The organism is Sphingomonas kyeonggiensis, assembly GCF_014196745.1.
In the GTDB taxonomy this organism is placed as follows: domain Bacteria; phylum Pseudomonadota; class Alphaproteobacteria; order Sphingomonadales; family Sphingomonadaceae; genus Sphingomonas; species Sphingomonas kyeonggiensis.
The window spans coordinates 124,383-144,728 of sequence record NZ_JACIEH010000002.1 but is presented as its reverse complement, the minus strand read 5'-3'; the positions used below and the strand labels follow the sequence as shown (position 1 = coordinate 144,728).

Genomic DNA, 20,346 nt, shown 5'->3' with positions numbered 1-20,346 from the left:
CCCGATCCGTGCCGTCTCATCGCATTCCATTTGCCCTGTGGCCCGGCAGCAACGGCCGCCCCTTGGTTGCCCCCCCACCCCCCGCTTGCTAGGGGCACGCCGACTCCCCCGGCGAAAGGCTTGCAATGGTCCCCCGTTATTCGCGCCCCGAGATGACCGCCCTCTGGTCGCCCGAAGCGCGCTTCCGCATCTGCTTCGAGATCGAGGCGCACGCCACCGAGGCGCTGGCCGAGCTCGGCGTGGTGCCGAAGAGCGCCGCCAAGGCGCTGTGGGACTGGTGGGCGACCAACCCGGCGATCGACGTCGCCGCGATCGACGCGATCGAGGCCGTCACCAAGCATGACGTCATCGCCTTCCTCACCTGGGTGGCCGAGCAGGTCGGCGACGAGGCCCGCTTCATGCACCAGGGCATGACCAGCTCGGACGTGCTCGACACCTGCCTCGCGGTCCAGCTCGCCCGCGCGTCGGACATCCTGCTCGCCGATCTCGACCAGCTGCTCGAAGTGCTCAAGCGCCGCGCCTATGAGCACAAGCTCACCCCGACGATCGGCCGCAGCCACGGCATCCACGCCGAGCCGGTCACTTTCGGCCTCAAGCTCGCCGAGGCCTATGCCGAGTTCAAGCGCAACAAGGAGCGCCTGCTCGCCGCGCGTGCGGACATCGCCACCTGCGCGATCTCGGGCGCGGTCGGCACCTTCGCCAATATCGATCCGCGCGTCGAAGCGCATGTTGCCGCCAAGCTCGGCCTTTCGGTCGAGCCGGTCTCGACCCAGGTCATCCCGCGCGACCGCCATGCGATGTTCTTCGCCACGCTCGGCGTGATCGCCTCGTCGATCGAGCGCCTCGCCGTCGAGGTCCGCCACCTCCAGCGCACCGAAGTTCTGGAAGCCGAGGAATATTTCTCGCCGGGCCAGAAGGGCTCGTCGGCAATGCCGCACAAGCGCAACCCGGTGCTCACCGAGAACCTCACCGGCCTCGCCCGCATGGTCCGCAGCGCGACCATCCCGGCGATGGAGAATGTCGCGCTGTGGCACGAGCGCGACATCTCGCACTCCTCGGTCGAGCGCTATATCGGCCCCGATGCGACGATCACGCTCGACTTCGCCCTCGCCCGCCTCACCGGCGTGATGGACAAGCTGCTCGTCTACCCCGTGCGCATGCAGAAGAATTTGGATCGGATGGGCGGTCTCGTGCATTCCCAGCGCGTGCTTCTTGCCCTCACCCAGGCCGGCGTCAGCCGCGAGGACAGCTACCGGCTGGTCCAGCGCAACGCCATGAAGGTGTGGGAATCGGACGGCGAGCTGTCGCTGCTCGAGCTGCTCAAGGCCGATCCCGAGGTGACCGCCGCGCTCTCCGTGCAGGAGATCGAGGACAAGTTCGACCTCGGCTATCACTTCAAGCAGGTCGACACGATCTTCGAGCGCGTCTTCGCTTGAGGAACCCCGTCCACCAGGCGCTGCGCGACGGCACGGCCGAGGCGCATGACCGGGTGGACGCGGCCTTCGCCGATTTCGACCTGACCGACCGGGACAGCTATGCCCGCTTCCTCGCCGCCCATGCCGATGTGGTGTGGCCGCTGGAAGCGGCGCTTCCGGGCGAACGGGTGGTGGAGGATTGGGAGAGCCGCAAGCGCGGCGCGCTCCTGAGGGAAGACCTGGCCTTCCTGCGCGACACCACGCAAAACCGTTACCCCGCCCCAAACCGTCATCCCGACGAAAGTCGGGATCTCAGGCAAGGGAGCGAGGAAGGAGCCGCACGAGATCCCGGCTTTCGCCGGGATGACGAAATGGGGGACGCCTGGAGCGAAGCCCGGATCGCCGGCACTCTCTACGTCCTCGAAGGCTCTCGCCTCGGCGGCAAATTCCTTTCGCGTCGTCTCCCCGCCGGATTTCCCCGCGCCTATCTTGATACAGATCAGCGCGCCGAAAAGTGGCAGCAACTACTGATGGTTATCGACAGGCTCCTGCGCGACCCCATCGCGCTGGACAAAGCCCTTGCCGCGGCGCTTGCCACTTTCGCGGCTTTCGAGCGTTCGGCGGACAATTGGCGAAAGGTCGGGATTGGCGACGGACACTGAATTCGAGGTCGATCTCACCAATTGCGATCGCGAGCCGATTCACGAGCTGGGCGCCGTCCAGCCCTTCGGCTTCCTGCTCGCCCTCTCGGTCGACTGGCTGATCCGCCGCGTCTCGGCCAATGCCGAGAAATTCCTCGACAGGTCCGCGGACGACCTGCTCGGCACGTCCGCGGTGGCGCTGCTCGGCGACCATGCCGTCCACACGCTGCGCAACCGCCTGGCAATGCTGCGCGGTAATGACGCGGTCGAACGCGTCTTCGGGCTGAAGATCGCCAGCGGCCGCTGCTTCGACTTCGCGCTCCACATGATCGGCGACACGATCGTTCTGGAAGGCGAGGAATGCCGCGACGAGGCCTCGACCGACATCGGCTCGGCGATCCGCGCGATGATGGCCCGGCTCGACGAGACCAGCGACGCGCCCAGCTTCTACCGCGAGGGCGCGCGCCAGGTCCGCGCGCTCACCGGCTTCGACCGCGTCATGGTCTATCGCTTCGATCGCGACGGATCGGGCGTGGTCGTGGCCGAGGCCGCCCGCGCCGGGATCGGCAGCTTCCTCGACCTGCGCTACCCCGCCAGCGACATCCCGCAACAGGCGCGCAAGCTCTATGTCCGCACGCCGTTCCGCGTCATCGCCGACGTCAACGCCCAGCCGGTGCCCGTCCTCCCCCGGCTCGACGAGAACGGCGCGCCCATCGACCTGTCGCTCTCGGTGCTGCGCTCGGTCTCGCCGATTCACATCGAATATCTGAAGAACATGGGCGTCGGCGCCTCGCTGTCGATCTCGATCATCGTCGAGGGCCAGCTCTGGGGCCTGTTCGCCTGCCACCACTATTCCGCCCGCTGCCCCAGCTTCGAGCGCCGTTCGATCGCCGAGCTGTTCGGCCAGATGTTCGCGCTCAAGCTGGAGAGCCGCGAGCGCAAGGAACTGGCCGCGTACGAGATGGCCGCGCGCTTCTCGAGCGACCGCCTTCTCGCCGCCGTCGCCGGCGACGCCACCCTGCTCGACAATCCCGAATGGCTCGGCACGATGCTGCGCGAGACCGTGCCGTGCGACGGCATCGCGATCTGGATCGACGGCAAGGTCGGCTATTCGGGCATGACGCCGCCGCCCGACGCGATATCGACGATCACCCGCCGCCTAAACGCCATGGCCGCCGGCAAGATCTTCGCGACCGATCGCCTGGCCGACACCCTCCCCGCCGCCGCCGACTATGACGACATCGCCGCGGGGCTGCTGGCGATCCCCATCTCGCGCCGCCCGCGCGACTACGTCCTGCTCTTCCGCCAGGAAAAGATTCGCACGGTCAAATGGGCCGGCGATCCGCACAAGCCCGCCCAGCTCGGCCCCAATGGCCCGCGCCTCACCCCGCGGAAGAGCTTCGAGCTCTGGTCCCAGGAAGTCCGTGGCCGCTCCGAGCTGTTTTCGAATGTCGAGCTGCGCGTCGCCGAGATGCTGCGCGCCTCGCTGATCGAAGTCGTGCTCCGCCTCAGCGACGATGCCCAGGAGGAGCGCCGCCGCTTCTCCGAGCGGCAGGAGCTGCTGATCGCCGAGCTCAACCACCGCGTCCGCAACATCCTCAGCCTCATCCGAGGGCTGGTCCGCCAGTCGCTCGATCCCGAAGCGGATGCGCGCGAGACCATCCACCTGCTCGAAGGCCGGATCGAGAGCCTCGCCCGCGCGCACGACCAGATCACCCAGGACAATTGGTCGGCGGCCCCGCTCGCGCGCCTGATCGAGACCGAGGCCGCGGCCTATCTCGGCGGCAAGGCCGATCGCGTGGCGATCGACGGGCCGCCAGTGCTGCTCCATCCCCAGGCCTTCTCCACGCTCGCGCTGGTGCTGCACGAGCTGATGACCAACTCCGCCAAATACGGCGCGCTCTCCGACAATGGCGCGGTGCAGGTCGGCTGGGCGCTCGATCGCGAAGGCGATCTCCAGATCGAATGGCGCGAGCAGGGCGGCCCCGCCGTCCAGCCGCCGAAGCGACAGGGCTTCGGCACCACGATCATCACCCGCTCGATCCCCTATGATCTCGGCGGCCTTGCCGAGGTCCGCTATCCGCTCACCGGGCTCGAAGCCGATTTCTGCGTACCCGCCCGCCATATCGAAATCGATCCCAGCCGCGCGCCTCGCCCCGCCCCGCCTTCCGAGCCCGAAGCCGGCGCGGTCGAGGCCAAGCTGCTCTCCGGCGTGGTGCTGCTGGTCGAGGACAGCCTGATCATCGCGATGGACGCGGAGGACATCCTCACCCGGCTCGGCGCCCGCCGCGTGGTGACCGCCGGCAGCCTCGCCCAGGCGCGCGACGAGATCGGCCGCGAGGCGTTCGAGGCCGCGGTGCTCGACGTCAATCTCGGCGCCGAGACCAGCCTGCCGCTCGCCGACGCCCTTGCCGCCGCCGGCGTGCCCTTCCTCTTCGCCACCGGCTATGGCGAGCAGCTGAAGCTGCCGCCCGAGCATGCCAGTGCGATGGTCACCCAGAAGCCCTATACCCTCGCCAGCATCTCCCGCGCCGTCGCGGACCTGCTGGCAAAGTAGGATTTCGCCGGATACGACTCGCTCAAATCCTCCCCCGGAGGGGGAGGGGGACCGCCGCGGAGCGGTGGTGGAGGGGTAGCGCCACAGGCTTCATCGCTCGCGGAGAATACCCCTCCACCAGCTTCGCTGGCCCCCTCCCCCTCCGGGGGAGGATCAAGTGAGGGAGAATTACGCATGCCCATCGGCGCATCGGTAGGGAAGAACGGCGTCAACGACCTGGCGGACGTGCTGGTCGTCCAGCACCTGCTCAACGACTGGCTCGGCTATACCGGCCAGAAATTGCTTCCCACCACCGGCGAATGCGGCACGCTGACCATCGCCGCGATCTCCGGCTATCAGGCGAAGGTGCTCGGTGCCGGCAGTCCCGACGGGCTGATCTCGCCCGGCGGCAGGACCTGGACCGCGCTCGCCGCCGGCCAGGGCGCCCGCCCGCCCCTTTCGGGCGCGGACTGGTGGAATGCGAATCAGGCGAAATACCCCAACAGCGCCGCGGTCGTCGACCTGGTCCAGCCGTTCCGCGACAATGTCGCCGCCTTCCTCAAGGCGCTCAAGGATGCCGGCGCCAGCGTCACCATCTCCTCCACCCGCCGCAACGCCACCCGCGCGCACCTGATGCATTACAGCTGGCGCGTCGCGAACGGCGCAGTCGCCCCGAACAAGGTCCCCGCCCTGCCGGGGCTGGCGATCCAATGGGATCATGGCGACCTGGCGAAGTCGAAGGCAGCGGCCCAGCAGATGGTGAACCTGTTCCAGATCGCCTACGAGCCCTCGCTCACCTCGCGCCATATCGAGGGCCGCGCGATCGACATGACGATCGGCTGGTCGGGCACGCTCAAGCTCAGGGACAAGCAGGGCAAGGCCCGAGAGATCGGCGCGCCCCGTTCGGGCGAGACCAACACCGATCTCCACAAGCTCGGCGCAAGCTACGGGCTGATCAAGCTGCTCAGCGACCCGCCCCACTGGAGTGACGACGGGCGGTGACACTCAATTCCTCCCCGAGCTTGTCTCGGGGCGGGTGACCATTCGCACAGCGAACGGTGGAGGGGCGCGCCGGGTACCGGCGCGTTGCGCCGGCCCCTCCACCACCGCCTTCGGCGGCGCCCCCCCTCCCCAGCAAGCGGGGGGAGGATTTATGCTTCCCCCTCCCCAGCCGCATCGAACCGACGCCGCGCCGCCTCCAGCTGGGGCAGGTTCGCCGTCACCCATTGGCCGAGCGCCATCACCGGCGTGCGCAGCGATTCGCCCAGCGGCGTCAGTGTGTATTCCACGCGCGGCGGGATCGTCGGGAACACCTCGCGCGTCACCAGCCCGTCGCGCTCCAGCCCGCGCAGGGTGAGGGTCAGCATCCGCTGCGAGATGCCCTCGATCCCGCGCTGCAGCTCGCTGAACCGCTTGGTCCCGTCGCTCAGCATCATGATCGTCAGGATGCTCCACTTGTCGCCGATCTTGGCGAGCATGGCGCGGACCGGGATGCAGCTATCATGCGTGTGCCTGGGTTCCAGAAATGTGCCTCCTTGTGAGGATGCGGCCACCGCATCATTTGATCCCCTGTTACGATTCGTAACCGGAAAGGGTCGAAATTTCCATGCTCAACCTCGCACTCATCATCGGCAGCACGCGCCCGCAGCGTTTCGCGGACGTCCCCGCCCAGTGGATCGCCGCCGGCGCCGCCGAGCGCACCGACTTCGCGCTCGATATCCTCGACCTGCGCGACCAGAACCTGCCCCTGTTCGAGGAACCGGTCGCCCCGGCCTGGACCCAGGGCGTCTATTCCAATCCGCTCGCCGAGGAATGGCGCCAGAAGATCGGCAAGTATGACGGCTTCATCATCACCGCCGCCGAGTACAATCACGGCCCCACCGCGGTGCTGAAGAACGCCCTCGATTCGGCCACGTTCGAATGGCGCCGCAAGCCGGTGGCGTTTATCGGCTATGGCGGTGTCGGCGGCGCCCGCGCGATCGAGCAGCTGCGCGGCGTCGCGGTCGAGCTGCACATGGCGCCGATCAAGGCCGAGGTGAACATCGGGATGGAGCCGTTCCTCGGCATCCTCCAGCAGGGCAAGACGCTCGACGACTATCCCTATCTCGCCGCGTCGCGCACCACCCTGTTCGACGAGATCGCCTGGTGGGGCAACGCGCTCAAGGCTGCCCGTACCGCCTGAACCCAAGTCGCTGCGGGCGCTAGCCCAGCGCCCGCAGCCGCTCGGCGGTGATCGCGTCGGCCGGATAGAAGGCCTCGATCGCCAGCTCGTCGAGCGTCACGTCGAGCGGGGTGCCGAACACGGTGGTGGTGCTGATGAAGCTGAGCTCGCCAAGCGGCGTCGCCAGCCGGAGCGGGATCGCCACGCCGCCGAAATCCTCGGCATGCCCGGCGCCGTCGGGAAAGGGATAGGCCGCCAGCTCGGCGACCAGCGCGTCCAGCGTCTCGTCACCCGTCGTCATCGCCTGGCGCCGCAGCCGGTCGAGCAGATGCGCCCGCCACTCGGCCAGGTTGCGGATCCGCGGCGCCAGCCCGTCGGGATGCAGGCTCAGCCGCAGCACGTTGACCGGCCCCTCGAGCAGATGCGCCGCACAGCCCGCGAGCAGGGGCGCCACCGCCGCATTGGCCGCGACGAGATGCCAGTGCCGGTCGATCGCCAGCGCCGGCCAGGGCTCGTGCCCCTTCAGCACCAGGTCGATCGCCCGCCGCGCCGCCGCCAGCGCCGGATCGTCGAGCGCCCGCTCGGCATAGAGCGGCGCGAACCCCGCCGCGAGCAGCAGTGCGTTGCGCTCCCGAAGCGGCAGCTCGAGCTGGTCGGCCAGCCGCAGCACCATCTCGCGGCTCGGCCGGGTCCGCCCGGTCTCGATGAAGCTCAGGTGCCGGGTCGAGATCTCGGCATCGAGCGCCAGGTCCATCTGGCTCAGCCGACGCCGCCGGCGCCATTCCCTGATCTGGTCGCCCAAGGGGCGGACGGCTGGCTGCACGGGCACATCTCCTTCGCCCCGACCCTGCCCGGATCGCCCGCCGGTTTCCATTACCTCCCGCGTAATCGACCCGGCGCGCCGATCGCGTCAGCCTTGGGGCATCAACCAGCAAGGGAGACGCATCATGACCAACCCGATCCAGTTCCTCCGCACCGTGCTGACCGTGGATGCGGTCACCTGCCTGGCGATGGGCGCGCTGCTCGTCGCTGCCGCCGGCCCGCTCGCCGGCCTGCTCGACCTGCCGGCGGCCTTGCTGTTCGAGGCCGGGCTGCTGCTCTTCCCCTCGGCCGGGTTCATGCTCTGGGCCGCACGCCACACCGATCGGCTCGAATGGCCGGTGCGCGCCGTTGCCTGGCTCAACCTGGGCTGGACCGCGGCGAGCTTCGCGGTGATCGCGCTGCTCATGCCGGGTCTGCTCGGCACCGCCTTCATCGTCGTCCAGGCGCTGGCGGTGGCGGGACTCGCCGCGCTGGAATTCCACGGCCTGTCGCTGTTCCGCCGCGCCTTCGCCTGAGCGCAAAAGAAAGGGGCCCGGCGTTTCCACCGGGCCCCTTGCCTCCTCATATCGAGGGTTTAGCGGCAGCGACGGCCGCCGCTATTGTCCTTGTCGATCGCCTGGCCGAGCAGCGCGCCGCCCAGGGCACCGAGCAGCGTGCCCGGGGTGCGATCGCCGTAACGGTCGATGCTGCGACCCACCAGGGCACCGGCGACGCCGCCGATCAGCAGCCCGGTCGTACCGTCCGAACGGCGGCAATAGTTGCGGCCGTCGCGCCCACGCCAGCTCGGGCCGTTGTAATAGCCGCGATCCTCATAGCCCCGGTCGTAGCCGCGGTCGCGATAGTCGCGGGCATAGCGGCCATGATCGCGATATCCGCCATAATAATCCTGCGCGCTCGCAGTCGAAGGCAGGGCGGGAAGGGCAACGGCCATGGCCGCAAGGCCCAGAAGCATCTTCTTCATGTTCTCAACTCCTCTTCTGGCCGGTGCCTCGGCACCGGGGATGAGGCTTTTCTATGCGAGTCGCACTGAGGCGATGCTGAACTGGGTTTGCAGCTGACGTTCACGTAACGAGGGTGAACGAGAAACGCCCTCCCCGCACGTGGCGAGGAGGGCGCTCCATCCTTCAACGGCTGGCCCGGGCCTCAGCCCAGCGCCGCCTTGAGCTTGGCGAAAAAGCCGGTCGCCTGGGGGCATTCGTCGCCCGTCTCGGTCGAACGGAATTCCTCGAGCAGCTCGCGCTGCTTCGCGGTGAGCTTGGTCGGCATCTCGACGACCAGCTCGACGACCAGGTCGCCACGCCCGCGGCCCTGCAGCACCGGCATGCCGGCGCCGCGCTGGCGCACCTCGCGGCCGCTCTGCGTGCCGGCGGCGATCTTCACGACGTGCTTCTCGCCGTCGAGGCCGGGCAGGACGATCTCGCCGCCCAGTGCCGCGGTGGTGAAGCTGATCGGCGCATGGGCGAACAGGTTCGTCCCCTCGCGCTCGAAGATCGCGTGCTTCTTGACGTGCAGGAAGATGTAGAGGTCGCCCGCCGGCGCGCCGCGCGCACCCGCCTCGCCCTCGCCCTGCAGGCGGATCCGCGTGCCTTCGTCCACGCCGGGCGGCACGTTGATCTTGAGCGTCTTGGTCTTGTCGGTCCGGCCCTCGCCACGGCAGTCGCGGCACGGCTCGTCGATCGTCTCGCCGGCGCCGTTGCAATGCTGGCAGGCCCGCTCGACCACGAAGAAGCCCTGCTGTGCACGCACCTTGCCGTGCCCGCCGCAATATTTGCACTGGCTCACCTTGGTGCCCGGCTTGGCGCCGGTGCCCTCGCAGCTGTCGCAGTGGCCGGAGACGTCGACGGTGATCTCGGTCGTGGTGCCGTCGAACGCGTCCTCGAGCGTGATCTCCATGTCGTAGCGCAAGTCGGCGCCGCGGCGCTGCTGACGCTGGCCGCCACGTCCACCGCCCATGAACTCGCCGAACACGCTTTCGAAGATGTCGCTGAACGCGCCGAAATCGGGCTGCGCGCCGTGGCCGCCACCGCCGCCCATGCCGTTCTTGAAGGCGGCATGGCCGAAGCGATCATAGGCCGCGCGCTTCTGGGGATCCTTCAGGCAGTCATAGGCTTCGTTGATCGCCTTGAACTTGGCCTCATGGTCCTTGCACCCGGCATTCTTGTCGGGGTGATATTTGATCGCGAGCTTGCGATAGGCGGACTTGAGGGTGGCCTCGTCCGCGGTGCGCTCGACTTCGAGCAGCTCGTAGAAATCGACTTCGGTGGTCATTTAAAGCACTGGCCCCCGCCTTCACCCGGCATTCCAAACACGCTGTCAGGAATGCCGGGGAAAGACATGTAGTTACGCCTTGTTGTCGTCCACCTCGGAGAACTCGGCATCGACGACTTCCTCGCCGCCCGCCTCGTTCCCGGCAGCGGCACCGGCCTGAGGCGAAGCCTCGGACGCCTGCTGCTTCTCGTAGATCGCCTGGCCGAGCTTCATCGCCACCTGGGCGAGGTTCTGGCTCTTGGCCTGCATGTCGTCGGCGTCGCCGCCGTCGATCGCAGTCTTGGTCTCGGCGACCGCGGCCTCGATCTCCGCCTTCAGCGAAGCGTCGACCTTGTCACCATTCTCCTGGAGCTGGCGCTCGGTCGTGTGGACCAGGCTCTCGGCGTTGTTCTTCGCCTCGGCCGCGGCACGGCGCTTCTTGTCCTCTTCGGCGAAGCTCTCGGCGTCGCGGACCATCTGCTCGATGTCGCTGTCCGAAAGACCGCCCGAGGCCTGGATGCGGATCTGCTGCTCCTTGCCGGTGCCCTTGTCCTTGGCCGACACGTTGACCAAGCCGTTGGCGTCGATGTCGAAGGTCACTTCGATCTGCGGCACGCCGCGCGGCGCCGGCGGGATACCGACCAGGTCGAACTGGCCGAGCATCTTGTTGTCCGCCGCCATTTCGCGCTCGCCCTGGAAGACGCGGATCGTCACCGCCTGCTGATTGTCATCGGCAGTCGAATAGACCTGGCTCTTCTTGGTCGGGATCGTGGTGTTGCGGTCGATCATGCGGGTGAACACGCCACCCAGCGTCTCGATGCCCAGCGACAGCGGCGTCACGTCGAGCAGCAGCACGTCCTTGACGTCGCCCTGCAGCACGCCGGCCTGGATCGCCGCACCGATGGCGACGACTTCGTCCGGGTTCACGCCGGTGTGCGGCTCCTTGCCGAAGAACTCCTTCACGATCTGGCGGACCTTCGGCATGCGGGTCATGCCGCCGACCAGCACCACTTCGTCGATCGCCGAGCCCTTGACGCCGGCGTCGGCCAGCGCCTTGCGGCACGGCTCGAGCGTGCGCTGGATCAGGTCCTCGACGAGGCGCTCCAGCTCGGCGCGGTTGATCGTCTTCACCAGGTGCTTCGGCCCATTGGCGTCGGCAGTGATGAAGGGCAGGTTCACTTCGGTGGTCTGCGCGCTCGAAAGCTCGATCTTCGCCTTCTCGGCCGCTTCCTTCAGACGCTGGAGCGCCAGCTTGTCCTTGGTCAGGTCGATGCCCTCGGCCTTCTTGAAGTCGTCGGCCAGGAACTGCACCAGCTTGGCGTCGAAGTCCTCGCCGCCCAGGAAGGTGTCGCCGTTCGTCGCCTTCACTTCGAACACGCCGTCGCCGATCTCGAGCACCGAGATGTCGAACGTGCCGCCGCCAAGGTCATAGACCGCGATCGTCTTGCCGTCGTTCTTCTCGAGACCATAGGCGAGCGCAGCTGCCGTCGGCTCGTTGATGATGCGCAGCACTTCGAGACCCGCGATCTTGCCGGCGTCCTTGGTCGCCTGGCGCTGCGCGTCGTTGAAGTAGGCCGGAACCGTGATGACCGCCTGCGAGACGTTCTCGCCGAGATAGGCCTCGGCGGTTTCCTTCATCTTCTGCAGGATGAAGGCCGAGATCTGCGACGGCGAGTAATCCTCGCCACCCGCCTGCACCCAGGCGTCTCCATTGGAGCCGCGCACGATGGTGTAGGGCACCAGCTCGGTGTCCTTCTTGGTGACGGGGTCGTCGAAGCGGCGGCCGATCAGGCGCTTCACCGCGAAAACCGTGTTGTCCGGATTGGTCACCGCCTGGCGCTTCGCCGGCTGGCCGATCAGGCGCTCGCCGTCCTTGGCGAAGGCGACGATCGAAGGCGTGGTACGCGCACCTTCCACATTCTCGATGACCTTGGGCTTGCCGCCCTCCATCACTGCAACGCAGCTGTTGGTCGTCCCCAGGTCGATACCGATAACTTTAGCCATGGTCCCTCGTTGGCCCCCAGTAAAATTCAAACACTTGGCCCCCAACGCCCCTGCTAGGAGGCAGCGCGGAGAACCGATCACGCCGCCGGATATAGGTGCGCTGGCGCTTGCCGCAAGAAGCAGGGCCTTCTACGGGCATTCCCGAAATGGGAGTATGGCGAATGCGGCGGTTTTCAGCGATCGTTACGATGGCGGCACTTTCCGCCTGTGCGCCCAAGGGTGAGCTTTCCGCGAGCAATGCCTGGGTCCGCCTGCCCGCCGTCGCCGGCCAGCCGGGTGCCGCCTATTTCACCGTGCAGGGCGGCGCGACCGCCGACACGCTGCTCGCCGTCTCCTCGCGCGCCGCTTTGAAGGCCGAGCTGCACGAGAGCATGAAGGGCGATCACGGCATGATGGCGATGGCGCCGCTGAAGGACGTCGCCGTCCCCGCCGGCGGCAAGCTCGAGTTCGCCCCTGGCGGCCGCCATGTGATGCTGCACTCGATCGGCCCGGCGGTGAAGCCCGGCCAGAAGGTCCCGCTCACCCTTTCCTTCGCCAGCGGCAAGACGCTGCAGGTGGAAGCGAAGGTGGTCGGAGCAGGCGATCCGGCACCCGGCAACTGAGCCCGGATTATGAACGGCAGGACAGGTAAGCATCTGTAGTTACACGGATGCGTAGTTCGCCGTAACTCTCTGGCAACCATTTCTTCCCCAATATGGTGCGAAGCCCGGAAGACTGGGTAACCCGCGTCGGGTTGCGGGTCCGGAGTGGTCGCGCGTGAAACAGTATCAGGAAACATCGCGGTTCATGACCCGCCTCGCGCGGGACCGTCGGGGCAACACCCTGGCGATCATGGCGGCGATGCTGATTCCGCTCGCGGGCTTTTGCGGCGTCGCGATCGATACCGCCCGCCTCTATGTCGTGAAGACCCGGCTCCAGCAGGCGTGCGACGCGGGCGTGCTCGCCGGCCGCAAGTTCATGACCGACACCTCGACCAGCAACACCACGCTCGATTCGACCGCCTCGACTCGCGCCCAGGAATTCTTCAAGAACAACTTCAACACCGGCTGGTTCAGGACCGCCAGCGCCACCTTCACCGCGACCAAGACCGTGGACGCCCAGGTCGCCGGCACCGCCCAGTCGGTCGTGCCGATGACGATCATGGCGATGTTCGGCATGCCCAGCCAGACGATCACCGTCACCTGCGAAGCCCGGTTCGACGTCGCCGACACCGATGTGATGTTCGTGCTCGACACCACCGGCTCGATGGCCTGCCTGCCGCAGGACAGCGACTCCACCTGCAACAGCTATGTCGGCGCGAACACCGCCAAATCCTATTCCCGCCCGGCCGACGGCACCGCCAGCGGCAATCTCAGCGTCGCCGGCTATCCCGGCAGCACGGCCTATTACGTGCCGGAGAACAGCGGCGGCTCGCGTATCGCGGCGCTGCGCACGGCGGTGCTCAGCTTCTACGACACGATGGCTTCGTCGGCGGACCCGACCACCCATATCCGCTATGGCTTCGTCACCTACACGTCGACGGTGAATGCCGGGAAGGCGATCATGGACCTGTCGCCCGCCTATATCGTCGGCGGCTCGGGCAGCGCGAACACCCAGTGGAACTATGAATCGCGCGAGGCGACGGGCACCTACAGCAACGGCAAGCCCAACTTCTACTATTCCACCCGCAACCTCGACGTCCGCAACTATGTCGCCGGCAATTCGGTAACCGACCCCAGCAAGGTCGACGGCACGGTCAATCGCTGGGCCGGCTGCATCGAGGAGCGGACCACCACCGCCGGCACAATGAACTTCAACCAGGCGGCGCTGCCGGCCGATCTCGATCCCGATCTGGTGCCCAGTTCGAACATCGACACCCAGTGGCGGCCGATGTGGCCGGAGGTCTTCTACGCCCGCTGGAACTATGGCAGCCGCAACACCGTGACCGCGACCGGCGACACGTCGAGCCACCCCAATATCGGCAGCGCCTCCTACATGCAGCTGGGCTATGTCTCGTGCGGCAAGCCGGTGTCGCGCCTCGCCGAAATGACCAAGACGCAGGTTTCGAACTACGTCAACGCCACCGATTTCCGCCCGCTCGGCGGCACCTATCACGATACCGGCATGATCTGGGGCACCCGCCTGCTCTCGCCGTCGGGCCTGTTCAAGAACGATACCAAGGCCTGGCCGAACCGCCCGGAGCCGAACCGCGTGATCGTGTTCCTCACCGATGGCGACATGTCGCCGAGCCTCAACGTCTACGGCATGTACGCCAATGAATATTATGATCGCCTGGTCAGCGGCGGCGACACCAGCAATCTGAAGGCCTATCACAACGCCCGCTTCCTCGCCGCGTGCGCGGCCGCCAAGGCCCGCAACATCCAGGTGTGGACCGTCGCGATCGACAGTTCGGCGACGGACGAGATGAAGGCCTGCGCCACCACCCCCAGCCAGGCGCTCGCCACCACCTCGGGCACCGGCCTGTCCACCGCCTTCGCCTCGATCGCCAAGCAGGTGGCGATGCTGCGCGTGTCGAAATGATGCGCGCACGCGCCTTGCTTCGGCGCCTCGCCCGCGATGGTCGCGGCGCCACGGCCGTCGAGTTCGCGCTGGTGACGCCGGTGATGCTCGTGCTGCTGATGGGCATGTGCGAGCTCGGCTACCAGGCCTATGTCCAGTCGGTGGTCACCGGCGCGGTGCAGAAGGCGGGGCGCGACAGTGGCATCCAGGGCGCCACGCCCGCCACGATCGACGCGCGCGTGCTCTCGCAGATCCAGTCGGCGGCCCCCAGCGCGGTCTTCGCCGACGGTTATCCGACCCGGAAGAGCTACACGACGTTCAGCGCGATCGCCCCCGAGCCGTTCGTCGATACGAACGGCAACGGCAAGCGCGACGCCGGCGAATGCTACACCGACGTCAACGACAACAAGCAATGGGATGCCGATTCCGGCCGCTCCGGCCAGGGCGGCGCCAACGACGTCACCGTCTACACCGCCTCGATCACCTATGGCCGGCTGTTCCCGGTGGTGAAGCTGCTCGGCTGGTCGGGCACTGCGACGCTCAGTTCCACCACCACGCTGATGAACCAGCCCTACGCCACCCAGAACATCCCTTCGCCCAAGACGATCTGCACATGATCCGCCTGCCCGTCCCCGCGCTGCTCCGCCGCCTCGCCCCCGCCACTTCGGGCGTCGCGATGCTCGAATTCGCGCTCGCGCTGCCGGTCGTGCTCGTGCTCGGCTGCTACGGCGTCGAGACCGCGAACCTCGCCATCGCCAATCTGCGCGTCAGCCAGCTCGCCTCGAACCTGGCCGACAACGGCTCGCGCCTCGGCCTGATGAGCAGCTCCAGCTCGGTCGTCCAGCTGCGCGAGATCGACATCAACAACGCGCTCCAGGCCACCCGCCTGCAAGGCAGCGCGATCAACATCGGCACCAATGGCCGGGTGATCCTGTCCAGCCTGGAATATGTCCAGCAGAGCTATGACACCGCCCCGGTGATGCGGATCCACTGGCAGCGCTGCTTCGGGATGCAGAGCGGCACCGGCTATGATTCGAGCTACGGCACCACCGGCGTCTCGGCCGGGACGGACGCGACCAAGGCCAATGCCGGCACCACCGTCGCGGGCATGGGCGATCCCGGTGCGGTCGTCACTGCGCCCAGCGGCTCGGCGCTGATCTTCGTCGAAGTGAACTACAGCTATCAGCCGCTGTTCGGCTCCACCTTCATGAGCCCGAGCCGGCTCCACTATGTCGCCTCGTTCATCGTCCGCGACCGGCGCGACTTCGCCCAGCTCTACAACCCGTCCCCCGCCGCGACCCGCTCGACCTGCGACAAATATACGACGTGAGTTGCCGCAGCGGCGATCCGCGCTATCCTCTCCCGACATTGCCGTGGGGAGTGCCCGAATGCCGCAAGTCCTGGACCGTTTCCGTTCCTCCACGCTCGGCTGGCTGATCGGCACGCTCGCCGGCTGGGGCACCTGCTTCCTGTTCCTGCTCGGGCTGGCCGGCACCTTCTACTTTCTGGCGCAGGGCACGCTGGTCGGCGCCGCCTGGGTGGCGCCGCTGCTGCTCGCCGTCGCGATCGTGGTGCTGATCCTCAAATGGTTCGAGAATCTCGGCATCGCGTACGAGGTCACCGAAGACCGGCTGATCCTGCACAAGGGCATCCTCCAGAAGTCGATCGACGAGATCGAGCTCTACCGGGTCAAGGACGTCCGCATCGACTTCTCGATCGTCAACCAGCTGGCCGATATCGGCACGATCAGCATCGCCTCGTCGGACGAGACGACGCGCGAGGCGCCGCTGGTGATCCGCGACGTCGCCCAGGCCCGTGTCCGCCGCGAGAAGCTGCGCGAGCTGGTCAACACCGCACGGCGCAATCGCGGTGTCCGCGAGATCGACATGGTCCACGAGGATCTCGGCGAGCCGCCGCTGGCCTAATCCCCTCTCCCGCCCTGATCCCTCTACCGCTTGCGGGAGAGGGACGGCTCGCAACGCGAGCCAGGGTGAGGGTCAGTGAGAGAGGCGAACGCACCACTCGCGGCACGCACACGCCCTCACCCTTCCGCCGCTTCGCGGCTCCCTCCCTCTCCCGCTTGCGGGAGAGGGATACCCCTCACCGCTTCTCCAGCACCGCCAGCCGTCGTCCGATGATCGCGGTCTGCACCACGAACAGCGTGATCAGGATCGCCGCGATCGCGCCCACAAAGGTGTCGAACGCCGGTACCGGGCCGATATGGTCGCGCCCGGGGCCTACGATCAGCATCGCCACCGTCATCCCGATCAGCATCAGGCGCAGCTCGGTCGGCCCGGCGGCGACATAGGAAAGCCGCAGCTCGCCGGTGACGCGCGCCGAGAGGAAGGCGTGCACCGACATCAGCAGATAGCCCGCCAGCGCGACCATCGCGACGTCCATCGTCACGAAGGGCGACAGGCCGATCCCGGCGACGATCATCAGGTTCGCCAGCCCGTCGCAGCTATGGTCGATGAAATAGCCATAGGAAGGCCGCTCGATCTTGCGGAACCGCGCCAAGCTGCCGTCCATCGAATCCCCGAACCACTGCACCGCATAGCCGGCCAGGGTCAGCAGCAGCCAGAAGGAGGAGAGGTTGCTCGCGACATAGCCGACAAAGACCAGAAAGGCACCGACCATCCCGAGCGCGGTGAGCCGGTCGGGCGTCACCGAGGCAGGCATTTTCGAGCAGAGCCAGATCAGCAGGCGGCGTTCGTGCCGCGCCAGCCAGTTTGCCTGAATCCGCGTGAGGGCGGCGGCATCGCCGGGGGGAGTCGTCATGGGGCGCTATGGGGCATGTCGGGTGCCCCGGCAATCGAATAGTCGTAACAGAATCGTCACACGCCTCGAATGCGGGACAGGCCGTTGCCTAGCGCCCCACAGCCACCTCCCGCACCACCCCGATCGCCTCCAGGAACGCCCGATCGTGGCTCACCACCAGCAGCGCCCCGTCATAGCCGACCAGCGCCGCCTCCAGCACTTCGATCGACTCCATGTCGAGATGGTTGGTCGGCTCGTCGAGCAGCAGCAATTGCGGCACGTCCTCGCCGCCCAGCACACAGGCCAGCCCCGCGCGCAGCCGCTCCCCGCCGCTGAGATCCGCGACGCGCTTCAGCGCATCCCGGTTGCGGAAGGCGAAGCGCGCGCAGGCGGCATGGGCCTCGCGCTCGGTGGCGCCGGCGTGCAGCCGCCGGAAATTGTCCAGCACCGTCGCGTCCGCATCGAGCAGCCCGACATGCTGGTCGAGCATCGCCACCCGCCCCTCGACCCGCCGCACCGCGCCGCTTGTCGGAACCAGTTCGCCCGCCGCCAGCCGCAACAGGCTGGTCTTGCCCGCGCCATTGGGTCCGGTCACCGCCACCCGTTCGGGCCCGACGATCTCGAACCGCCACGGCCCGAACACACGATCCCCGCGCACCAGCGCCGCATCCTCGAACGCGAGCAGCCGGCGATTGGCGGGCAGCCCGGTCGGCGGCAGCGCGATGGTGAGCGGCGTGATCACCTCCACCGCCTCGCGCGCCGCCGCCAACCGCGCCTCGGCATCGCCAACCAGCCGCTCGCCCACGCCCGCCCCGCGCCCGGCGGAATTCTCCGCCCGCTCCTTCTGTCGCCCGAGCAGGATCTTCGGCGCCGATCCGCTCGCCGCATAGGCGCGCCCCGCCCGGTCGCGCCGGGCCTGGCGCTCCTGCGCCCGCTGCGCCCCCGCCTCGGCGCCGCGCAGCGCATCGCCCGCCCGCTCGACCTCGGCCGTCGCCCGCCCCCGCTCGGCCTCGCGCGCTTCCGCAAAGCCCGACCAGCCGCCGCCGAACGCCCGCGCGCCCAGCGGGGTCAGCTCGACGATCCGGTCCATATGCTCGAGCAGCGCCCGGTCATGGCTCGCGACCAGCACCCCGCCGCGCCATCCGTCGATCAGCGCCATCACCGCGGTGCGGCCCTCGGCATCGAGATTGTTGGTCGGCTCGTCGAGCAGCAGCAGGTCGGGCGCATCGATCCGCAGCCGGGCGATCCCCACCCGCGTCCGCTCGCCGCCCGACAAGGTCGCCACCAGCCGGTCGAGCGCCATGCCCGCCAGCCCGGCCTCGGCCAGCGCCGCGACCACCCGCTCCTCCAGCGTCCAGTCGGCCTCGGCCAGGTCCTCCGCGTCGCCCTCGCCCGCCAGCACCCGCGCCAGCCGCTCGAGGCCTGCGCGCACGCCGAGCACTTCGTCGACCCGCCACGCGCCCGGCCATGCCTGGCGCAGCACGCCGACCGAGCCGGAGCGCGCAAGGCTCCCGCCCGCCGGCGGCACTTCGCCCGCGACGATCCGCAACAGGGTCGACTTGCCCGAGCCGTTGCGCCCGACCAGCCCGGTGCGTTCCCGCCCCAGTGCCAGCGTCAGATCATGAAAAAGCGGCCGGCCCTCAGGCGTGGCGGCGGAAAGCGAATCCAGGGTTACGAAGGACATGAGGCACCTGCGGGCAGAACGAGACGATCGGGCGAACGACGGTCTTTTCCTGGCGCATGACGGCTAACTCCCTGGGAATGCTGGAACCCGCTATCTGACGGCGCGGGGCAGGAATGGCAAGCGTCACTGCTTGCCGGTCAGCACCTCGCTCGGGCGGGCGGGATCGTAAAAGGCATAGGTGAAATAGGTCTTGGCCTCGTGCGGCTGGTCGCGCTTGGCGAGCCAGGCACGCGCCGCGTCCATCCATTGCGGCGGCACCGGCACGTCCACCGCATCGGTGCTCCCGCTCTCCGCATCGATCACCTTGGAGAGCTTGACCTCGACCAGCCTGCCCTCGGCATCCACCGTCACTGCCAGGATCACCGCATAGCGATGCGGAACGGCGGCAACGCTCGCGGCGGGAGCGGCGAGCAGGGCGATCGGAAGAAGCCAGCGCATGCTCCAAGTCTATCCGGGGACTCGCGACTCGCCAGTGACAAATGCCGCCGCGATGGCCATTTCTCTCGCATGACCGCCTCCCGCCCCCTCACCCAAGGCGAAGCCGAGCTCGCCCGCACGGTGTTCGGCGATGCGCTGGATCCCGCCCGCGCCGCGGTCGCCAATCGCAAATGGGCGTTCTTCCAGCCGAAGAACACCACCATGGCCCCGCTCGGCACGATCCACTTCAACCCGGCCTCGGGCCTGTACCGCGACGATTTCGCCACCGCCCCGCTCGCGCTGCAGGGGCTGTTCGTGCACGAGCTGGTCCATGTCTGGCAGCATCAGTCGGGCATCTTCCTGCCGCTCCAGCGCCACCCCTTCTGCCGCTATGGCTATGCGCTCGAGCCCGATCGGCCGTTCGCGCGCTACGGGATCGAGCAGCAGGCCGAGATCGTCCGCCACGCCTTCCTGCTGCGAAGCGGGGCAGAGCTGCCCGGCGCCGCCCCGCTCGCCACCTATGAGGCGCTGCTGCCCTTCCGCTCCGCCTGACAATCAGGATGGGCCGGTTGACCTAACTGCTCCCCGGCGAAGGCCGGGGCCCAGCTGCAATGCCGGCCGATAGTCTCCAGCGCCGTCGATACCGCGTCGCGCCCGGGCCCCGGCCTTCGCCGGGGAACCGGGAGCGCCGCACGCCCTCCTACTCCGGTGTGTCGGCCGAGACTCTGGACTTGGGGGCGGCGGGCGGCGTGTAGCTGGGCCGGGGCGGCGGGCTCGGGCGCTGCGGCGGCGGGCTGTAGTTCGGCCGCGACGGCGCGGGGCTGGCGGCAGGCGGGTTGGGCCGGCTCCATCCGCCTTCGGGACGCGAAGGCCGTGACGGTGCGGGCGCCGCACCACCCGCCGGTGGCGAAGGCCGCTGCCAGCCGCCTTCGGGGCGCACCGGCCGCGGCGCCGGAGCCGCGCCCGAATCCGGCGCGCTCGGACGATTCCAGCCACCTTCCGGCCGCACGGGCCGTGGCGGCGCGGACGCATCGCCCGAACCCGGCGAGCCCGGCCGGCTCCAGCCGCCTTCCGGCCGCACGGGCCGTGGCGGCGCGGACGCATCGCCCGAACCCGGCGAGCCCGGCCGGCTCCAGCCGCCTTCCGGCCGCACGGGCCGTGGC

At 68.3% G+C, this 20,346-nt stretch carries 20 protein-coding genes and 1 pseudogene; 13 read left to right on the top strand and 8 right to left on the bottom strand.

The window, feature by feature from the left end; translation table 11 throughout:
• The first annotated feature begins 125 nt into the window (after window positions 1-125).
• The 4 genes from purB (at window position 126) to GGR46_RS09700 (ending at window position 5,594) form a co-directional block, all read left to right on the top strand.
• On the top strand, window positions 126-1,436 hold the full coding sequence (gene purB / locus GGR46_RS09715) for an adenylosuccinate lyase (protein WP_183997163.1): 1,311 nt from the start codon (window positions 126-128) through the stop codon (window positions 1,434-1,436).
• Window positions 1,433-2,077, top strand: coding sequence for a biliverdin-producing heme oxygenase (locus tag GGR46_RS09710; RefSeq protein ID WP_183997161.1), 645 nt, complete (start codon window positions 1,433-1,435; stop codon window positions 2,075-2,077). The genes purB and GGR46_RS09710 overlap by 4 nt, the downstream gene beginning before the upstream one ends.
• Window positions 2,061-4,613 carry an HWE histidine kinase domain-containing protein gene (locus GGR46_RS09705; RefSeq protein WP_183997159.1) on the top strand — a complete coding sequence of 851 codons (2,553 nt, stop codon included), beginning with the start codon at window positions 2,061-2,063 and terminating at the stop codon, window positions 4,611-4,613. Before GGR46_RS09710 ends, GGR46_RS09705 begins: the two co-directional genes overlap by 17 nt.
• A 174-nt stretch (window positions 4,614-4,787) precedes the next feature.
• Window positions 4,788-5,594 (top strand): hypothetical protein, encoded by an 807-nt coding sequence (locus GGR46_RS09700; RefSeq protein ID WP_183997157.1) that lies wholly within the window; start codon window positions 4,788-4,790, stop codon window positions 5,592-5,594.
• A gap of 149 nt (window positions 5,595-5,743) precedes the next feature.
• Here GGR46_RS09700 and GGR46_RS09695 read toward each other — a convergent pair whose 3' ends face one another.
• Window positions 5,744-6,070, bottom strand: coding sequence for a winged helix-turn-helix transcriptional regulator (locus tag GGR46_RS09695; protein ID WP_183997155.1), 327 nt, complete (start codon window positions 6,068-6,070; stop codon window positions 5,744-5,746).
• A 128-nt stretch (window positions 6,071-6,198) separates the two neighbouring features.
• Here GGR46_RS09695 and GGR46_RS09690 point away from each other — a divergent pair, with 128 nt between their 5' ends.
• Complete coding sequence (locus GGR46_RS09690; RefSeq protein WP_221262694.1) at window positions 6,199-6,774, top strand: NADPH-dependent FMN reductase; 576 nt, start codon at window positions 6,199-6,201, stop codon at window positions 6,772-6,774.
• A 19-nt stretch (window positions 6,775-6,793) separates the two neighbouring features.
• Here GGR46_RS09690 and GGR46_RS09685 read toward each other — a convergent pair whose 3' ends face one another.
• Complete coding sequence (locus GGR46_RS09685; protein WP_343058101.1) at window positions 6,794-7,576, bottom strand: helix-turn-helix domain-containing protein; 783 nt, start codon at window positions 7,574-7,576, stop codon at window positions 6,794-6,796.
• Between the two features lie 124 nt (window positions 7,577-7,700).
• Between GGR46_RS09685 and GGR46_RS09680 the strand changes: the two genes are divergently transcribed.
• A complete protein-coding gene (locus GGR46_RS09680) occupies window positions 7,701-8,090 on the top strand; it encodes a hypothetical protein (RefSeq protein ID WP_183997151.1) in 390 nt (129 codons plus the stop codon).
• Window positions 8,091-8,149: 59 nt separating this feature from the next.
• Here GGR46_RS09680 and GGR46_RS09675 read toward each other — a convergent pair whose 3' ends face one another.
• The 3 genes from GGR46_RS09675 to dnaK form a co-directional block, all read right to left on the bottom strand.
• Complete coding sequence (locus GGR46_RS09675) at window positions 8,150-8,536, bottom strand: glycine zipper 2TM domain-containing protein (RefSeq protein WP_183997149.1); 387 nt, start codon at window positions 8,534-8,536, stop codon at window positions 8,150-8,152.
• A gap of 182 nt (window positions 8,537-8,718) precedes the next feature.
• A complete protein-coding gene (gene dnaJ / locus GGR46_RS09670; RefSeq protein ID WP_183997147.1) occupies window positions 8,719-9,843 on the bottom strand; it encodes a molecular chaperone DnaJ in 1,125 nt (374 codons plus the stop codon).
• A gap of 72 nt (window positions 9,844-9,915) precedes the next feature.
• Window positions 9,916-11,826, bottom strand: coding sequence for a molecular chaperone DnaK (gene dnaK / locus GGR46_RS09665; RefSeq protein ID WP_183997145.1), 1,911 nt, complete (start codon window positions 11,824-11,826; stop codon window positions 9,916-9,918).
• 161 nt (window positions 11,827-11,987) lie between these two features.
• Between dnaK and GGR46_RS09660 the strand changes: the two genes are divergently transcribed.
• The 5 genes from GGR46_RS09660 (at window position 11,988) to GGR46_RS09640 (ending at window position 16,250) form a co-directional block, all read left to right on the top strand.
• Window positions 11,988-12,428, top strand: a complete 441-nt coding sequence (locus tag GGR46_RS09660) for a copper chaperone PCu(A)C (protein WP_183997143.1) — start codon at window positions 11,988-11,990, stop codon at window positions 12,426-12,428.
• A 184-nt stretch (window positions 12,429-12,612) separates the two neighbouring features.
• Window positions 12,613-14,346 carry a TadE/TadG family type IV pilus assembly protein gene (locus tag GGR46_RS09655; protein ID WP_183997141.1) on the top strand — a complete coding sequence of 578 codons (1,734 nt, stop codon included), beginning with the start codon at window positions 12,613-12,615 and terminating at the stop codon, window positions 14,344-14,346.
• Complete coding sequence (locus GGR46_RS09650) at window positions 14,346-14,942, top strand: TadE/TadG family type IV pilus assembly protein (protein WP_246426027.1); 597 nt, start codon at window positions 14,346-14,348, stop codon at window positions 14,940-14,942. Before GGR46_RS09655 ends, GGR46_RS09650 begins: the two co-directional genes overlap by 1 nt.
• On the top strand, window positions 14,939-15,655 hold the full coding sequence (locus GGR46_RS09645) for a TadE/TadG family type IV pilus assembly protein (RefSeq protein ID WP_183997137.1): 717 nt from the start codon (window positions 14,939-14,941) through the stop codon (window positions 15,653-15,655). Before GGR46_RS09650 ends, GGR46_RS09645 begins: the two co-directional genes overlap by 4 nt.
• Window positions 15,656-15,713: 58 nt before the next feature.
• Complete coding sequence (locus GGR46_RS09640) at window positions 15,714-16,250, top strand: PH domain-containing protein (protein WP_183997135.1); 537 nt, start codon at window positions 15,714-15,716, stop codon at window positions 16,248-16,250.
• 175 nt (window positions 16,251-16,425) lie between these two features.
• Here the strand turns inward: GGR46_RS09640 and GGR46_RS09635 are convergent, their stop codons facing one another.
• From GGR46_RS09635 to GGR46_RS09625, 3 genes are all read right to left on the bottom strand, one after another.
• Entirely contained in the window at window positions 16,426-17,103 is a 678-nt protein-coding gene (locus GGR46_RS09635) for a CDP-alcohol phosphatidyltransferase family protein (protein ID WP_221262693.1), read from the bottom strand.
• An 88-nt stretch (window positions 17,104-17,191) separates the two neighbouring features.
• Entirely contained in the window at window positions 17,192-18,766 is a 1,575-nt protein-coding gene (locus tag GGR46_RS09630; protein WP_183997133.1) for an ABC-F family ATP-binding cassette domain-containing protein, read from the bottom strand.
• Between the two features lie 123 nt (window positions 18,767-18,889).
• The gene (locus tag GGR46_RS09625; protein ID WP_183997131.1) at window positions 18,890-19,204 is read right to left on the bottom strand and encodes a hypothetical protein; all 315 of its coding nucleotides are present in this window, start codon (window positions 19,202-19,204) and stop codon (window positions 18,890-18,892) included.
• Window positions 19,205-19,273: 69 nt separating this feature from the next.
• Between GGR46_RS09625 and GGR46_RS09620 the strand changes: the two genes are divergently transcribed.
• Together GGR46_RS09620 and GGR46_RS25175 are read left to right on the top strand one after the other, a co-directional pair.
• Window positions 19,274-19,735 (top strand): vgr related protein, encoded by a 462-nt coding sequence (locus GGR46_RS09620; protein ID WP_183997129.1) that lies wholly within the window; start codon window positions 19,274-19,276, stop codon window positions 19,733-19,735.
• Between the two features lie 351 nt (window positions 19,736-20,086).
• Window positions 20,087-20,346: pseudogene (locus tag GGR46_RS25175) on the top strand (hypothetical protein); the annotation flags it as partial.

Bases quoted from the DNA above. Each gene is read 5' to 3' on its own strand.
- GGR46_RS09700 (WP_183997157.1), top strand. From the start codon at position 4,788: ATGCCCATCGGCGCATCGGTAGGGAAGAACGGCGTCAACGACCTGGCG.
- GGR46_RS09635 (WP_221262693.1), bottom strand. From the start codon at position 17,103: ATGACGACTCCCCCCGGCGATGCCGCCGCCCTCACGCGGATTCAGGCA.
- GGR46_RS09640 (WP_183997135.1), top strand. From the start codon at position 15,714: ATGCCGCAAGTCCTGGACCGTTTCCGTTCCTCCACGCTCGGCTGGCTG.
- GGR46_RS09630 (WP_183997133.1), bottom strand. From the start codon at position 18,766: ATGTCCTTCGTAACCCTGGATTCGCTTTCCGCCGCCACGCCTGAGGGC.
- GGR46_RS09620 (WP_183997129.1), top strand. From the start codon at position 19,274: ATGACCGCCTCCCGCCCCCTCACCCAAGGCGAAGCCGAGCTCGCCCGC.
- GGR46_RS09655 (WP_183997141.1), top strand. From the start codon at position 12,613: ATGACCCGCCTCGCGCGGGACCGTCGGGGCAACACCCTGGCGATCATG.
- GGR46_RS09690 (WP_221262694.1), top strand. From the start codon at position 6,199: ATGCTCAACCTCGCACTCATCATCGGCAGCACGCGCCCGCAGCGTTTC.
- GGR46_RS09660 (WP_183997143.1), top strand. From the start codon at position 11,988: ATGCGGCGGTTTTCAGCGATCGTTACGATGGCGGCACTTTCCGCCTGT.
- GGR46_RS09675 (WP_183997149.1), bottom strand. From the start codon at position 8,536: ATGAAGAAGATGCTTCTGGGCCTTGCGGCCATGGCCGTTGCCCTTCCC.
- GGR46_RS09650 (WP_246426027.1), top strand. From the start codon at position 14,346: ATGCGCGCACGCGCCTTGCTTCGGCGCCTCGCCCGCGATGGTCGCGGC.
- GGR46_RS09680 (WP_183997151.1), top strand. From the start codon at position 7,701: ATGACCAACCCGATCCAGTTCCTCCGCACCGTGCTGACCGTGGATGCG.
- purB (WP_183997163.1), top strand. From the start codon at position 126: ATGGTCCCCCGTTATTCGCGCCCCGAGATGACCGCCCTCTGGTCGCCC.
- dnaK (WP_183997145.1), bottom strand. From the start codon at position 11,826: ATGGCTAAAGTTATCGGTATCGACCTGGGGACGACCAACAGCTGCGTT.
- dnaJ (WP_183997147.1), bottom strand. From the start codon at position 9,843: ATGACCACCGAAGTCGATTTCTACGAGCTGCTCGAAGTCGAGCGCACC.
- GGR46_RS09695 (WP_183997155.1), bottom strand. From the start codon at position 6,070: ATGCTCGCCAAGATCGGCGACAAGTGGAGCATCCTGACGATCATGATG.
- GGR46_RS09645 (WP_183997137.1), top strand. From the start codon at position 14,939: ATGATCCGCCTGCCCGTCCCCGCGCTGCTCCGCCGCCTCGCCCCCGCC.
- GGR46_RS09625 (WP_183997131.1), bottom strand. From the start codon at position 19,204: ATGCGCTGGCTTCTTCCGATCGCCCTGCTCGCCGCTCCCGCCGCGAGC.